The following is a 16,593-nucleotide window of genomic DNA, read 5'->3' as shown; positions in this document are numbered from 1 at the left end:
GGTGAGGACGCCGCCGCAGGCCAGCGGACGGGGTTGTGGAGTGGTTTTATGAGTATTTCGTCCCGGGGGAAGGATTGTTGTGAGTTGGGACTACGGAGAAGCTATAGTCTGCGGAGCACGTTTTCACTCGGTGGATGCATCGCGCTGCTAAGCTCGACAGGACCTCGCCAATCAGCGATGGATTCCAAAGGCATCCTCAGACTATAGCTTCTCCTCCGCCCCAGTGACAGGTGGTCGCCGGGACGAAAGACTCCGCCGGGTGTATCGGCCCAGTCCGCTGACTGCGGCGCTGATTGTCTCACGCGTTAAGTGCGGGGGCGGACCTTGTCGCTGCCACTCAACGCATCCATATGCGTAGTGGCAGCGACAAGGCCCCCTACCCCTTTGAGGCTGGAGACAATCAGCGGCCGAAACGGACCGGGGCCGCGAAAACCTTCGCCTGAGTCTTTCGTCCCCGAGGATAACCTGAACCGGGGAAGTAGGCGGAATCAATTGCGGAGGGGACATGGGAGTCCGCCGCGGTGCTTAGCGAGGTCCCTTGAGCTTTTAGCACTGCTGCGCACTCCAAAGAGTGCAAACGGTCCCCGCAGCAATTCATTCCGGCCGGATTCCCCCCTCCACGACCAACCTCCCACGGGGACGGAAGACTCAGAAAAACCAGACTCACCACACCGGCCCCGATCCGTTCCGGACGCGTCCTCCATTCTCAACTAAATCTCCATTGCTTTTTTCCTCATTTTTTTGTATACTATGCTAAGTAGAAGATAGAAAATATGTTTGGAGGCTTAGAGACAGTGGCAGGCACGAGCAGAAAGAAACAGGATACGGGCAGCAGGAAGAAGCAGGCAGGTACAACGGGTACAAAGCGTTCAGGCACGGGAAGAAAAAAGACGGCGCCGGCCGTCAATGAGAATAGTTTTATGGGGACAGAAGTGGCGATTATTGTATCATTTGCAGTATCGGTGCTTCTGTTTTTGAGCAATTTTGGACTTTGCGGAGCAGTCGGCGATTTTTGCCGGAAGGTGATGCTTGGGATATTTGGAAGTATGGGATATGCGGCTCCGGTACTTCTTTTTTTGGGAACCTGTTTTTATATGTCCAACAGAGGAAATTACAGGGCATTTTTAAAAATGGGGGCTGTGGCTGTGGTGCTTCTCGCACTGTGCGGCCTTGATCAGATGATGTTTGGCGGCGGAATGAAGGAGGGCTGGAAATTAAGCCAGTACTACGTCCAGTCGGGAGCCGGCGGTGACGGAGGCGGTTTTGCCGGCGGTGCGCTTGTCATGATCTTAAGCTCCGCCCTTGGTTCGGTTGGAACTTATCTCGTTCTTATCGTGGCCCTGGTTCTGGGCGCCGTATGCATCACGGAGAAGTCGCTTGTCAGTCTGGTAAAGAAAGGCAGCGGACGTGCCTATGAATATGCCAGGGAGGATATGAACAGGAGACGCGAAATCCACGAGGAGCGCAGGGAAGAGCGAAGGCGCATGAGGGAGGAACAGCGTGTGCGGGGCGTGGATCTTGACGCTACTAATTTAAATGACGTTCCGTTAATGAGAGAATTTGCCGCCGGAATACCGGAAGGAACCGTCCTGGCGGAGGATGCAGGACAGGAATTCCAGGAAGACGACAGGCAGTTCCAGACAGATGGGAAAGACAGGGAAGCGTCCGCCGGACGTCCCCAGAATCCTGCCGATATATTCCGCGGGAGTATTGCCCTGCCTCAGTATGATCCCGAGGCGGACATGGAAGAGGCAGAGGAGACAGGACAGGCTGAGGCAAAAGCTGCTGCCTCTGATGAAACCGGTAAAAGGCGAAAGAGCAGGAAAGGCAGTCCGCAGGAGGATACGGATGATATCCTGAAGAATATTTACGTCAGACGGGATACGAGAACCTTCGAGGAATTTTCCGGGGAGGAACGGGAGATAGGCGGAAGGCATCCCGGATTTACCGCGGTACCCGCAGAAGATTATGGTGAAACGGAGGTCCCATGGGAGAACACGGATGCCCGGGACGTCTATGATTCGGATGTCCGCCCGGAGCCGTTCGGGGAACCTTATCCGGAAGCCGGGCATTTCGACGATTCGGAGCAGGTGGAACGCTTCTATGAAGATTGTGAGGGTACGGAGCCGTACGGCAGCGCCAAAGCGTATTACCGGGAAGAAGATTTATCCGTTAACGGCAGTGATTCGGAGCAGGAAGAGGGGCTCAATTATGACGGCTTCTATATCCCGGAAGAGCCTAAGACTGTTGTGACCGCATCCGGCAAAATTATTGAGACGGATACGGAGATGGTGCGCAAAACCATAGAGAAAAAGAGAGTAGAGAAGAAATCTCAGCCGGAGGATGAATTATCCCTCAATGAACAGATAGAGAAGCGGGCAGAGGCCGCCAAGGTTGTTAAGAAAGAATACATAGTACCACCGTTGAATCTGTTAAAGAAAGGCGCGAAAAACAGCGGAGGCTTCTCGGAAAAAGAATATAAAGAGACCGCCATCAAGCTGCAGCAGACACTGCAGAATTTTGGTGTGGGCGTTACGGTTACGAATATCAGCTGCGGGCCGTCGGTGACCCGTTATGAGCTGCACCCGGAACAAGGGGTTAAGGTAAGTAAGATTGTCGCGCTTTCCGATGACATCAAGCTGAATCTGGCGGCTGCCGATATCCGTATTGAAGCGCCGATCCCGGGCAAGGCCGCCGTGGGGATTGAAGTGCCGAACAAAGAGAATAATGTGGTGCTTCTGCGGGAGCTTTTAGAGTCTGAGGATTTCAAGCGCCACGGTTCGCATATGGCCTTTGCCGTCGGCAAGGACATCGGAGGACAGGTGGTGGTCACCGATATTGCCAAGATGCCTCATCTTCTGATTGCAGGCGCAACGGGTTCCGGTAAATCCGTATGTATCAATACTTTGATTATGAGCGTGATATACAAGGCAAAACCGGATGAGGTGAAACTGATTATGATCGATCCGAAGGTTGTGGAGCTTAGCGTTTACAATGGAATTCCCCACCTTCTTATCCCGGTCGTAACCGATCCGAAAAAAGCGTCGGGAGCGCTGAACTGGGCGGTGGCTGAGATGACCGACCGGTATAATAAATTTGCCAAATATAATGTCAGAGATCTTAAAGGCTACAATGCGAAGATTGAGTCGATTAAGGATATTGACGACGACAATAAACCGGAAAAGCTGCCTCAGATTATCATTATTGTGGATGAGCTTGCGGATCTAATGATGGTTGCTCCCGGAGAGGTGGAGGATTCCATCTGCCGTCTGGCCCAGCTGGCCCGTGCTGCCGGGATCCATCTTGTAATCGCGACGCAGCGTCCGTCGGTAAATGTTATTACCGGCCTTATCAAGGCAAATATCCCTTCGAGAATTGCATTCTCCGTATCCTCGGGCGTGGATTCGAGGACCATTATCGATATGAACGGAGCCGAAAAGCTGCTGGGCAAGGGCGATATGCTGTTTTACCCGTCCGGTTACCAAAAACCGCAGAGGGTCCAGGGAGCTTTTGTGTCGGATCAGGAGGTGTCACGCGTGGTGGAATTCCTGACGGAGCAGGGAATGACGGCTGATTATAATCCTGAAGTGGAATCTAAAATCAGCACCGCGTCCTTCGCGGAAGGACCGTCCGGCGGAAGTGACCGGGACGCGTATTTTGTCCAGGCCGGCAGGTTTATTATTGAAAAAGAAAAGGCATCCATCGGTATGCTCCAGAGAATGTTTAAAATCGGTTTCAACAGGGCGGCAAGAATTATGGATCAATTGGCGGAGGCCGGTGTTGTCGGCGAAGAGGAGGGTACCAAGCCCAGAAAAGTCCTCATGACGATGGAACAGTTTGAAAATATGATGAATGAATAAGCATTAAAAAATTACAGCGAATAAGCAGAGGACGGAAACACGATTTAATTCCGGAATGCGTATGATAGGATCAGGAGGAATTATGAATGAAACTGAGAGAATGGCTTAAGGAAATGGAATATGAGCTCCTGCAGGGGAATCTGGACGAGGAGGTGGATGACGTCGTCTACGATTCCAGAAAAGCGGCTGCCGGTTCCGTATTTGTCTGCATGCGGGGCGCCAATGTGGATTCCCACAAATTCATCCCGGATGTAATTCAGAAAGGCGCAAAAGTGCTTGTAACGGAGGAAGCGGTCACAGTCCCCGAAGAAATTACAGTACTCAGGGTCGGGAACGGCAGAAATGCCCTGTCCCTGCTTTCGGCTGCCCGCTTTGGTTATCCTGCCAGAAAAATGACGACGATCGGCGTAACCGGAACAAAGGGGAAAACGACGACAACCTATATGATAAAGGCGATCCTGGAAGCGGCAGGTGAGAAAACAGGATTGATCGGCACAAATGGGGCGATTATTGGAAGCGACCATTTTCCTACCATGAATACGACTCCTGAATCCTATATACTGCAGGAATATTTCGCAAAGATGGTGGAACAGGGCTGCCGGTATATGGTGATGGAGGTATCCTCCCAGAGCTATCTGATGCACCGGGTGGACGGAATCTTTTTCGATTACTCCATCTTCCTTAATATTTCCAACGATCATATCGGTCCAAATGAGCATGCCAGCTTTGAGGAATATCTGTACTATAAAAAACTGCTGCTGCAGAACAGCCGTGTCTGCCTTGTAAACAGGGATGACGGACATTTCAGGGAAATCATCGAAGGTGCCAAAGCGGAAATAAAGACATTTTCAATGGAACACAGTGCGGATTTCAGGGCCGCAGACGTTAAATACATAAGGGAACATGACTTTGTCGGACTGGACTTTAAGATGGAGGGGGATTATGAGAGCAGGCTGAGAGTGAATGTCCCGGGGCTCTTTAACGTATATAATGCAATGGCGGCTGCCGGGGTATGCAGCTGCCTGGGACTTTCTAAAGAGCGGGTGGCCCATGCTCTGGAGCATATGCAGGTGGACGGCCGTATGGAAATTGTCTATAAATCGGCAAAGTGCACCGTGATTGTCGATTATGCCCATAACGCAGTCAGCATGGAAAGTCTTTTGATGACGCTTCGCGACTATAAGCCTAAACGGCTTGTGGTTGTCTTTGGCTGCGGCGGGAACCGGGCCAGGGACAGACGCTATTCGATGGGAGAGATTGGAGGAAAGCTTGCGGATCTCTCTATTATTACGGCCGACAATTCCCGTTTTGAGAAGACATCCGATATTCTGGCCGATATTAAGACCGGTCTTTCAAGGACAGAGGGAAAATTCATAGAGATTCCCGATCGGCGCGAGGCAATTGAATACAGCCTGTCACATGCGCAGGAGGGGGATATCATTGCGATAATCGGTAAAGGCCATGAGGATTATCAGGAAATCGAAGGTGTCAGACATCCGTTCCTGGACAGAACCGTGGTGCAGGAAGCAGTGCAGAAGCTTGGGATGTAAGTGTGGCAAAGTACGATTATAATATATAACAGGCAGAAATGCCAAAAATAATGTCTGGAGTAACAGAAAATGGAAAATATCAGAATAAGAGACATCGTGGAGGCGGTAAACGGCCGTCTCCTTTGCGGCGATATGGAAACATCCTTAAGACATATCAGCATTGATTCGAGGACTATGAAGGGGGACGATTTGTTTGTCCCTCTTATCGGGGAAAAAGCGGATGCCCACCGTTTTTTAAGCCAGGCGTTCGAAAACGGCGCGGCCGCGTCTCTGACCTCGGAGCATGACACATGTCCTGAGGGCATAACAGGCGCCCTAATACGGGTGGAGGATACAAAAAAGGCCCTTCAGGACATTGGCCGCTATATCAGAAGCCGCCTTTCCCTGCCCCTGGTCGGAATCACCGGAAGCGTGGGCAAGACGACGACGAGGGAGATGATAGCCGCCGCCCTTTCAGCCGGATACAGAACCTTCAAGACACCTGCCAATCACAACAGCCAGGTGGGAGTTCCGATTACAATTTCCGATATTTCGGATTCAGATGAGATCGGAGTTCTGGAGCTGGGTATGAGTGAACCGGGGGAGATGGAGGTAATTGCAGACATTGCCCGCGTGGACACGGCCGTAATCACCAATATAGGGGTTACGCATATCGAAAATCTTGGTTCCCGTGAGAATATCCTGAAGGAGAAACTCCGTATTCAGGATGGAATGAAGAAGGGCGGAACCCTTTTTCTGAATGGAGATAATGAGCTGCTGCGGGATGTCCGGGCAAAGGACGGCTGTGAGACTTCTTTTTACGGACTTGGTGCGAATTGCAGCTACCGGGCCGTCAATATCACATATAACGGAGGCCGTCCGGCATTCGATATGGTACACGGCGCTGCGGTGGTGCCGGTCGTCCTTGAAGTGATGGGGGAACACAATATTCTCAATGCGCTGGCCGCCCTGGCAGTAGCCGATCATTATCATGTGCCGCTGGCCGATGCCGCAGAAGCGCTTAAAACCTTTGATGGTTTTAAAAACCGCCAGCAGATTTATGAAAAGGGAAACATAACGATTATAGACGACACATATAATGCCAGCCCTGACTCCATGAAGGCGGGAATCCGTGTCCTGGCATCTCTGACGGACAGGAAGAGAAGAATAGCCGTTCTGGCCGATATGAAAGAGCTGGGAGAAGATGCTCCGTTATTCCATTATGAAATAGGAGCTTTCCTGGGAGAACAGCCGGTAGAGGAAGTCATAACTTACGGAGCGCTGGCAAAGGAAATTGCCAGAGGCGTGGAAGGGAAAGTAAAGACAACCGTGTTTGAGGAAGAGCAGAAGGAAGAGATGACGGAATATCTTGAGAAGCTGCTGCGGGAAGGTGACGCAGTGCTTTTTAAGGGTTCGAACAGCATGAAGCTGGGAGAAACGGCCGCACGTTTTATATGAGAGAAGGGCTTTTCAGCGTTAAAGAGGAGACAGACGATAATGACGAGCTACGCCTATGCCGATGTAATCATTGATATATCCCACGAGAAGGTCGACCGTGCGTTCCAGTATGGGATACCAAAAGGGCTGGAAGCCGAAATTTATGTCGGAGTGTGCGTCCGTGTGCCTTTTGGAAAAGGCAATGTGACGAGAAAGGGCTATGTGGTAGGTTTAAGCAATACGCCTGAATTTGATACGGAGCGGATCAAAGAGATAGCTGGGGTTGTGACCGGGAGCATATCGGTCCAGTCCCAGCTAATTCAGCTTGCATGGTGGATGCGTGAAACCTACGGCGCCACAATGAACCAGTCCCTGAAAACAGTCCTCCCGGTAAAGCAGAAGATGAAACCCAAAGAAAAAAAGAGCATCCGCTGCCTGCTGGACAGTGAGGAGCTTGATATTGCGATACGGGAAGCGGAAAAGAAAAATCATAAAGCCAGGCTGCGCCTGTTAAATGCATTTAGAGAGACGTCCGTGATTCCTTCGGAGATGGCCGAGTCGCAGCTTCAAATCACACCGTCGACCTTAAAACCGCTGATAGACAAAGGCCAGATTGAAATCCTGACCAGAGAAATTTACAGAACGCCGTTTAAAGAGCTTTCCCATACCGGCCATGCCGCTATCCTGAATGAAGAACAGAAAACGGCGGCGGACCGGTTCATCCGGGATTATGAAGAAGGTCACCGGGACACCTATCTTCTTCACGGGATTACCGGCAGCGGAAAAACGGAAGTATATATGGAGTTGATGGAATATGTATTGAAACGGGGACAGCAGGTTATCCTTCTGATACCGGAGATTGCACTGACCTATCAGACCGTGATGCGCTTTTATAAGCGGTTCGGCGATCAGATTGCGATTATCAATTCCAGGCTGTCGGCCGGGGAACGGTATGATCAGTGGGAACGGGCGGCAAAGGGTGAAGTATCCGTTATGATAGGGCCGCGTTCCGCACTGTTTACGCCGTTTCAGGATCTGGGGCTTATTATAATTGATGAGGAGCATGAGGGAGCCTATAAAAGTGAAACCATGCCCAGGTATCATGCCAGGGATGTGGCCGCAGAGAGAGCCAGGCTATGCCGCGCGGCGCTTGTGCTGGGATCCGCGACTCCCTCCATGGAGGCGTATACCAAAGCCATGGCAGGAGAATATAAGCTGCTTTCCCTGAAGAACAGGGCGGCAAGCGGCAGCGCGCTTTCCAGCGTGGACGTGGTGGACTTAAGGAAAGAGATGCAGGAAGGCAACAAAAGCATGTTCAGCAGACGGCTTAAGGAGCTGATTGAGGACAGGCTCAGAAAAAAGGAACAGATTATGCTCTTCATCAACAGAAGGGGGTATTCCAATTTTATTTCCTGCCGCTCCTGCGGGGAGGCGGTGAAATGTCCCCACTGTGACGTTTCCCTGACGCTTCACGGAACCAGCCGTCTCGTATGTCATTACTGCGGCTATTCGGTTCCGCTTATGAAGCTCTGTCCCTCCTGCGGGTCCCCTTATATTGCCGGTTTCGGCGCAGGGACGCAGAAGCTGGAGGAACTGACGGGAAAGGCGTTTCCCCAGGCCAGGATCCTGCGCATGGATGCCGATACAACGGCCAGAAAGGGCGGCCATGAAGAGATTCTGGCGGCTTTTTCAGCCCATGAGGCGGATATTCTGATTGGGACGCAGATGATCGTAAAGGGCCATGATTTTGGGAACGTGACGCTGGTTGGCATTATGGCCGCCGACTTGTCCCTGAACACGCCGGATTACCGGTGCAGCGAGCGGACGTTTCAGCTTCTTACCCAGGCCGCAGGGAGAGCCGGCCGGGGAAGCCTGTCCGGCAATGTGGTGATTCAGACATACCAGCCGGAACACTATGCCATCGTTACGGCGGCAGAACAGAACTATGAAGAATTTTACCGCAGGGAAATGCTTTACCGGAAAATGATGAACTATCCTCCGGCCTGTTACATGGAGGCGGTTCTGTTTGCCGGAAATAATGAAAAGACGGTGGAGCGCTGTTCTGACCTTGCGCTTTTGACAGTGAGGAAGATGGGATATGAAGAAAATGAGATACAGATGATCGGCCCAGTCAGGGCCCCGGTCTACAAAGTTAATGATATATACAGAAAAATTTTATATATAAAGAGTAAAAATTGTGATATACTTGATAAAATCAGGAGAAATATCGAGTTGCTGGCAGCCGGGGATGAAGGATTTAAATCGCTGGCCCTGCAATTTGATACTTCATAAGCTGACATATGGAGGAAAAGAAAAATGGCAATCAGATCAATCAGAACAATGGGCGATGAAGTCCTCACGAAGGAATGTAAACCGGTAAAGGAAATGACGGAACATACCGCCGAATTGATAGAAGATATGTTTGAGACAATGTATGAGGCCAACGGCGTCGGCCTCGCCGCACCCCAGGTGGGAATCAGAAAGCAGATTGTCGTAATCGATGTGGATGACGGCAACCAGTATGTGCTGATCAACCCCGAGATTGTGGAGACGGAGGGGAGCCAGACCGGGTCTGAGGGATGTCTGAGCGTGCCGGGGAAGACCGGTGTCGTTACACGGCCGGAGAAAGTAAAAGTAAAGGCCCTGAACGAAAAGATGGAAGAGTTTGAGCTGGAGGGCGAAGGACTGCTTGCAAGGGCAATCTGTCATGAATGCGACCACCTGAAGGGCCAGCTCTATGTGAGCCTCGTGGAGGGCAAACTGGAAGATGTGATGATGGAAGAGGTAGAGGAATAAGATGAAGATTGTATTTATGGGAACACCTGATTTCGCAGTTCCCACTCTGGAGGCGCTGATAAGAGGAGGCCATCAGGTGGCCGCCGTCGTAACCCAGCCGGATAAACCAAAGGGCAGGGGCAAAGCGGTGCTTATGACTCCCGTCAAGGAGAAGGCAATGGAATACGGTATTCCCGTTTACCAGCCGGCCAGGGTGAAGCAGGATGATGAATTTTTCCAGGTGCTGAAAGCGCTTTCCCCGGATGCAGTCGTCGTGACGGCATTCGGCCAGATACTTCCGCAGCGGATTCTGGAGCTTCCGAGATACGGCTGTATCAATGTCCATGCCTCCCTGCTCCCGAGGTACCGAGGTTCCGCACCGATTCAGTGGGCCGTGATCAACGGGGATCGGGAAACCGGCGTTACCACGATGATGATGGATGCCGGCCTGGATACCGGAGATATGCTGGAGAAAATTGTGGTGGAACTGGATGCGAAGGAGACCGGCGGAAGCCTGTTCGACCGGCTCAGCCTGGCCGGGGGCGAATTAATTCTCTCCACCCTTGAAAAGGCGGAGAAAGGCACGCTTGTCAGGACAAAACAGCCGGAGGAAGGCGCATGCTACGCCGGAATGCTTGACAAGGCTCTTGGAAAAATAGACTGGAGCAGGGACGCGGAGGCCATCGAGCGGCTGATACGCGGCCTGAATCCGTGGCCCAGCGCCTATACTGCCTTTGAGGGCAGGACACTGAAGCTGTGGGAGGCGGAGGTGACGGATGAGTGCAGTGACGGACAGGATGAGTATGGCAGGATTGTCAAAGTGGAAAAAGACAGCTTTCTCGTCAAAACGGGAAAGGGCTGCCTCAGAATACGCCAGCTGCAGCTGGAAGGAAAAAAGAGGATGGATACGTGTGCTTTTCTGCGCGGATATCCGGTTAAAGAGGGGATTATTCTGGGATAAGAATGTAACAGTTTGATGAAATGCCTGACTATTTTGGATTTTCGAAAGGAGTTTTATTATGCCCGGATATGGAATGGGATACTATCGTTTTTTTGATCCTACAATGATACTTGTTTTAATTGGAGTTGTTCTTTCGATGGCGGCGTCGGCCAAAGTCCAGAGCACCTTTGCCAAGTATTCCCGCGTCAGAAGCATGACGGGGATGACCGGCGCCGAAGCGGCTAAACGGCTCCTGAATTCCCAGGGGATTTACGATGTACAGGTCCGTAAGGTGGCGGGAAATCTGACCGATCATTACGACCCGAGGAATAAGACATTAAATCTTTCCGAATCTGTCTACGATTCGCCGTCGGTAGCGGCAATCGGTGTGGCGGCTCACGAGTGCGGCCATGCCATCCAGGACAACACGGAATACGCACCTTTAAAAATCCGCGGCGCTATTGTGCCGGTAGTAAATATCGGAACCCAGCTTTCCTGGCCCATGATTCTTCTGGGCGTATTATTCGGAGGCCTGGGCTCTCCGCTGGTACAGATTGGAATACTGCTGTTCACGCTGTGCGTAATTTTCCAGCTTGTGACACTGCCGGTGGAGTTTAACGCCTCCTCACGCGCCGTACGGCTTCTCGACGAGACGGGAATCCTGTCCGGAGAGGAAGTGGGATATACGAAGAATGTCCTGGGAGCGGCGGCCCTCACCTATGTGGCTGCGGCAGCCGGCTCTATTTTACAGCTTCTGCGGCTCCTGATTCTGTTTGGAGGAAGAAGAGATGACCGTTAAAGAACCGGCGCTGCGGGAGATCATCCTGGATATTCTGCTGGAAGTACTGGAAAAAGGCAAATACAGCCATGTGATCCTGTCACAGGCGCTTACAAAATACCAATACCTAGAAAAACAGGACCGCTCCTTCATCAAGCGTGTGGTGGACGGGACGGTAGAGTACCGGATTCAGCTCGATTATATATTAAATTCATATTCGAAAGTAAAAGTAAATAAAATGAAACCGGTGATCCGCACCATTCTCCGGATGTCCGCCTATCAGATCTGCCATATGGACCGGGTTCCGGATTCAGCCGCCTGTAATGAAGCGGTGAAACTGGCTGAAAAACGCGGTTTTTCCGGTCTCAAGGGCTTTGTCAACGGAGTCCTTCGAAGCATTTCCAGGGGAAAAGACAATCTGGTGTTTCCGGATGATTCTATCCGCTGTTCCATGCCGGAATGGCTGGCCTCCATGTGGAAATCAACATACGGTGAGGAAACGTTCCGGCGGATGATGGAGAGCTTTTTAAAGGACCGCCCCCTGATGGCTAGATTATGCCTGAACCGGGCGGAAAAACAGCAGATCCTCGATTCTCTGGGCGCTCAGGGCGTTACCGCAAAGGACAGCCGTTATGCCGATGACGTAATCTGTCTGGAGGGAGTCGATTATCTGGAGGGACTTGAGGCATTCCGGGAGGGCTGGCTCCAGATACAGGATTTGAGTTCTTCCCTGGCCGGCGATGCGGCGGGGATCAAAGACGGAGATTACGTAATCGATGTCTGCGGCGCTCCCGGCGGCAAGGGACTTCATGCGGCCGATATCCTGGGAGGCACCGGCATGGTTGAGATACGCGATATCAGCGAGGCAAAGGTATCGCTGATTGAAGAGAATATCGGCAGGAGCGGTCTGACAAATTTAAGGGCCGCCGTATGCGACGCCCTTTCCTTTGATCCTGATTCGGAGGAGGCCGCCGATGTGGTAATTGCCGATCTCCCCTGCTCCGGCCTTGGCATAATCGGCCGGAAGCCGGATATAAAATACAATATGACGCCCGAGAAACTGCATGATCTGGCCTGCCTTCAGAGGGAGATACTCTCCGTAGTGCAGCGGTACGTCAAGCCGGGCGGGACGCTGGTTTACAGCACCTGCACCGTCAACAGAGAAGAAAATGAAGATAATATGCGCTGGTTCCTGGAACATTTTCCTTTCGAGCCGGTGAATCTAAAAGGGCGTCTCGGAGAAAAACTTTCGGAGCCGTCTATGGAGTCTGGATATATCCAGTTCCTTCCGGGAATCCATCCCTGCGACGGATTTTTTATTGCCGTGATGAAAAAGTGCGGCTAAGGAGTGTTATGAACAAAACTGATATCAAATCGCTGACGCACGAAGAGCTTCAGGATTTATTAAAGGGAATGGGAGAAAAACCGTTCCGGGCCGGACAGCTCTACCGGTGGATGCATGAAAAACTGGCTGCTTCGTTTGACGAAATGACAAATCTTTCAAAGGATCTGCGCGGGAAGCTGGCAGAGAACTGTACATTCACGGCGCTTAAGCCGGTATGCGTAAGAATTTCACAAATTGATGATACAAGAAAATACCTGTTTGAACTGGAAGACGGAAATGTGATAGAAAGTGTTCTGATGAAATATAAGCATGGCAATTCGGTCTGCATTTCCTCTCAGGTCGGCTGCCGGATGGGCTGCCGTTTCTGCGCCTCCACCCTTGACGGCCTGGAGAGAAACCTGACTCCGTCGGAGATGCTCGATCAGATTTACCGGATACAGAGAGACACGGGAGAACGTGTTTCAAATGTGGTTGTAATGGGTTCCGGCGAACCGCTGGACAATTATGATAATCTTATCCGTTTTATCCGGCTGCTCACAGGCGAAGGCGGACTTAACATCAGCCAGAGAAATGTCACTGTCTCCACCTGCGGCATTGTGCCGGGAATCCGGAAGCTGGCGGAGGAAGATTTGCAGATTACGCTGGCTCTTTCCCTCCATGCACCGAATGACGAAGTGAGGAGAACGCTGATGCCGGTCGCCAAACGGTACGGCTTAAATGAAGTGATGGATGCCTGCCGTTATTATTTTGAGAAGACGGGGCGCAGACTGACATTTGAATACAGCCTGGTTCAGGGAGTCAACGATAACCTGGATGAAGCTAAGGCTTTGGTCCGTCTGATTAAAGACCGGCACGGCCATGTCAATCTGATACCGGTCAATCCGATAAAAGAGAGAGAATACGTCCAGTCCGGCCGCCAGGCCATAGAGGCGTTTAAAAACCAGCTTGAAAAAAGCGGTATAAATGTTACTGTCAGAAGAGAGATGGGCAGGGATATAGACGGCGCCTGCGGACAGCTCAGAAAAAGTTTTATCGACAAGGAAAGGAAAGAGGGAGAATGAAAGCATATGCCTTGACAGATGTCGGCCGTGTCCGGCAAATGAACCAGGATTACCAGTTTGCCAGCACAGAACCTGTAGGGCCTCTTTCAAACCTGTTTATTGTTGCAGACGGTATGGGAGGCCACAGGGCGGGAGACTTTGCGTCCCGTTATCTGGTGGAACACCTTGTATCCTACATAAAGGAATGTGACGACACCGGTGCGGTATCGGCCATTAATAACGGAATTGCAAAAATCAACCGGGAATTGTATGAACAGTCGCTTACAAATGCAGAGCTGGCAGGAATGGGTACCACGCTGGTTGCCGCTACGATCGAGGATTCCATACTCTATGTCGCCAACGTCGGTGACAGCAGGCTCTATCTTATCGAGAGGGAGGGAATCAGCCAGATTACAAAGGACCACTCATTTGTGGAAGAGATGGTCTCCATGGGGCAGATGGACCGTGACAGCAGTGAATACAGGGAGAAGAAAAATATCATCACAAGAGCTGTCGGCATAGGACGAAAAGTGGATGTTGACTTTTTTGAAGTACCTTTGAAAAGCGGCGACTACATTTTGCTGTGTTCCGACGGCCTCTCCAATATGGTTGACAACTCCGCAATGTTCCGTCTCGTGCTTCTGCCGGGTTCACTTCAGATGAAAGCGAAGGCTTTGGTAGCCTTAGCGAATCAGAACGGGGGCAGGGATAACATAGCCGTGATCCTTGTGGATCCCCAGATAAGCGAGGTGAGTCCATTATGATGCTGCAGCCGGGAAGTTATTTACAGGACCGATACGAGATACTTGCTCTCATCGGTACAGGCGGCATGTCGGAGGTTTATCAGGCCAAATGCCACAAATTGAACCGACTGGTCGCAATAAAAGTATTAAAGGAGGAATTCAGCCAGGATTCCAATTTTGTCAGTAAATTTAAGATGGAGGCGCAGGCGGCCGCCGGCCTTTCCCATCCGAATATTGTCAGCGTCTATGATGTTGTGGATGAAGGTGATCTCCACTACATCGTAATGGAGCTGATAGAGGGAATCACTTTAAAAAGCTATATTCTGAAAAAAGGGCATCTCGGGGTAAAGGAGACGATAGGCATTGCAATTCAGGTGGCCCAGGGAATTGCGGCCGCTCATGATCAGCATATCGTCCATCGCGACATCAAACCGCAGAACATGATTATTTCCCGTGACGGGAAGGTGAAGGTTGCCGATTTCGGTATAGCGAGGGCGGTGTCTTCCCAGACGATCGGTTCGAATGCCGTGGGTTCCGTTCATTATATTTCCCCGGAACAGGCTAAAGGAGGATACAGCGACGCCCGAAGCGACCTGTATTCCCTCGGAATCACGATGTACGAGATGGTGACCGGGCAGGTTCCCTTTGACGGGGAAAATACGGTGACAATTGCACTGGCCCATCTGGAAGAGCCGGTTCTTCCTCCCAGCCATTTAAACCATGACGTTACGCCTAGCCTTGAGAGGATTATCCTGAAAGCTACGGCAAAGAAGCCGGACAGACGATACCGCGACGCATATGAGCTTATCGCCGATCTCCGCCATGCACTGGTAGATCCGGAAGATGAATATCTGAAGAAGGAACCGGAGCTGGATGAGTATTCCCCTACCGTGATCCGGGACAGAGGGGAAGTTGAATTCGTTCGTGATACGCAGCGCAGAACAGGACCTCTTGACCAGAACTGGAATGGCGGAATTGATGTTCCTGTTGTAAAAAGAGAACCGAAAATGGCAAAGCCGCCGTCGGGCAAAAAGAAAAAAGAACAGCACGATGATGTAAATCCACAGATAGAGAAACTTTTAACAACGATTGGGATTGTCGCGGCTGTTATTATCGTTGCGGTGGTACTCGTAATCTTTGCAAGGCTGGGAGGAATCTTCAACCTTGGATCCGGAAACACTATTGAAAAGACTACGGAGGCCTCTGCCCAGTCGGAAGAGACATTAAAAAGTACGGAATGTAAGGTGCCGCCTCTTGTCGGCCTGAATGTTGAGCAGGCGGAGCAGGCATTGAGCGATGCCTCGCTGAAAATACGGTATGAATATGCCAAATCGGCTGATGAAGAGAGGGGATACGTTATCAAACAGAGTGTCACTTCGGGGACAATCGTCTCAAAACAGTCGGAAATCACCGTCACGGTTGGGGAAGGCAGCGGCAAGGTGGACTTGACGAAGCTGGAATTGAATACGATGACAGGCGATGAGGCGAAACTGGTTCTGGAGTCACATAACCTGAAGGTTGAATTGCAGGAAGAAACAAGCGAAGAGACAGAAAAAGGCAGGGTTCTGCGTTTTGAACCGGAGAAAGCGGAACCGGGCTCCAGCGTAAAAGTTTTCGTAAGCTCCGGTCCGGCGGTTCCAATGGTTCCCATGATAGACATTACCGGAATGTCCGAGGAGGACGCCGGGACGGCTCTTGAAGCCCTGGGACTGACACTTGGCGAGCGCAAGGAAGAAAAAAGCGAGGATGTCGCCAAAGGCATGATCATCAGTCAGGACATTGCGGCCCTTGCGGATACGCCGCAGGGTACGGCCGTAGGATATACGGTCAGCACGGGCAAAGGAAAACAGTATGTCGCCGTAATCAATGACGATTTCCCGCTTAAAGATATGTTCGGCCCCAGTTCCGGAGATATTGAGATCACGGTCCGGATTGTGGCAATCCAGCAGGTAAACGGTAAGCAGGTGGAGAAGGTGCTTCTGGAGCCGAGAAAGATGGGCGGAAACATCACAATACCGATCCGCTATACAATACCGGGAGCGGAGGGCGTTTTAACCGGAGAACTGCAGGTACAGGATCTGACGAATAACAAGGTACTCAAATCCTATCCGCTGGAATATCTGGAGGTAGATGAATAAGGATGAAC

The 16,593-nt window shown here is 51.3% G+C and carries 11 protein-coding genes; all 11 read left to right on the top strand.

Going from position 1 to position 16,593, the window contains the following annotated elements:
* Positions 1 to 773 precede the first annotated feature (773 nt).
* Entirely contained in the window at positions 774 to 3,860 is a 3,087-nt protein-coding gene (locus tag CLOSYM_RS11450; RefSeq protein WP_021642236.1) for an FtsK/SpoIIIE family DNA translocase, read from the top strand.
* Between the two features lie 86 nt (positions 3,861 to 3,946).
* On the top strand, positions 3,947 to 5,410 hold the full coding sequence (locus CLOSYM_RS11445; protein WP_009299188.1) for a UDP-N-acetylmuramoyl-L-alanyl-D-glutamate--2,6-diaminopimelate ligase: 1,464 nt from the start codon (positions 3,947 to 3,949) through the stop codon (positions 5,408 to 5,410).
* A 69-nt stretch (positions 5,411 to 5,479) separates the two neighbouring features.
* Positions 5,480 to 6,847, top strand: a complete 1,368-nt coding sequence (locus tag CLOSYM_RS11440) for a UDP-N-acetylmuramoyl-tripeptide--D-alanyl-D-alanine ligase (RefSeq protein ID WP_003504225.1) — start codon at positions 5,480 to 5,482, stop codon at positions 6,845 to 6,847.
* A gap of 39 nt (positions 6,848 to 6,886) precedes the next feature.
* Complete coding sequence (gene priA, locus CLOSYM_RS11435) at positions 6,887 to 9,118, top strand: replication restart helicase PriA (protein WP_021642235.1); 2,232 nt, start codon at positions 6,887 to 6,889, stop codon at positions 9,116 to 9,118.
* Between the two features lie 24 nt (positions 9,119 to 9,142).
* The gene (def, locus tag CLOSYM_RS11430) at positions 9,143 to 9,622 is read left to right on the top strand and encodes a peptide deformylase (RefSeq protein WP_003504221.1); all 480 of its coding nucleotides are present in this window, start codon (positions 9,143 to 9,145) and stop codon (positions 9,620 to 9,622) included.
* Position 9,623: 1 nt separating this feature from the next.
* Positions 9,624 to 10,562: a methionyl-tRNA formyltransferase gene (gene fmt, locus CLOSYM_RS11425; protein WP_003507253.1), complete on the top strand. Its 939-nt coding sequence runs from the start codon at positions 9,624 to 9,626 to the stop codon at positions 10,560 to 10,562.
* A 58-nt stretch (positions 10,563 to 10,620) separates the two neighbouring features.
* A complete protein-coding gene (locus CLOSYM_RS11420) occupies positions 10,621 to 11,340 on the top strand; it encodes a zinc metallopeptidase (RefSeq protein WP_003504217.1) in 720 nt (239 codons plus the stop codon).
* Complete coding sequence (gene rsmB / locus CLOSYM_RS11415; protein ID WP_021642233.1) at positions 11,330 to 12,664, top strand: 16S rRNA (cytosine(967)-C(5))-methyltransferase RsmB; 1,335 nt, start codon at positions 11,330 to 11,332, stop codon at positions 12,662 to 12,664. Before CLOSYM_RS11420 ends, rsmB begins: the two co-directional genes overlap by 11 nt.
* A gap of 8 nt (positions 12,665 to 12,672) precedes the next feature.
* Positions 12,673 to 13,725: a dual-specificity RNA methyltransferase RlmN gene (gene rlmN / locus CLOSYM_RS11410; protein ID WP_021642232.1), complete on the top strand. Its 1,053-nt coding sequence runs from the start codon at positions 12,673 to 12,675 to the stop codon at positions 13,723 to 13,725.
* Positions 13,722 to 14,468 carry a Stp1/IreP family PP2C-type Ser/Thr phosphatase gene (locus tag CLOSYM_RS11405; protein ID WP_003504209.1) on the top strand — a complete coding sequence of 249 codons (747 nt, stop codon included), beginning with the start codon at positions 13,722 to 13,724 and terminating at the stop codon, positions 14,466 to 14,468. The genes rlmN and CLOSYM_RS11405 overlap by 4 nt, the downstream gene beginning before the upstream one ends.
* Entirely contained in the window at positions 14,465 to 16,585 is a 2,121-nt protein-coding gene (gene pknB, locus CLOSYM_RS11400; protein ID WP_021642231.1) for a Stk1 family PASTA domain-containing Ser/Thr kinase, read from the top strand. Before CLOSYM_RS11405 ends, pknB begins: the two co-directional genes overlap by 4 nt.
* Positions 16,586 to 16,593: the final 8 nt, after the last annotated feature.

The organism is [Clostridium] symbiosum ATCC 14940 (genome assembly GCF_000466485.1).
In the GTDB taxonomy this organism is placed as follows: domain Bacteria; phylum Bacillota; class Clostridia; order Lachnospirales; family Lachnospiraceae; genus Otoolea; species Otoolea symbiosa.
The sequence above is the reverse complement of the archived record's forward strand: the minus strand, read 5'-3'. Positions and strand labels throughout refer to the sequence as shown.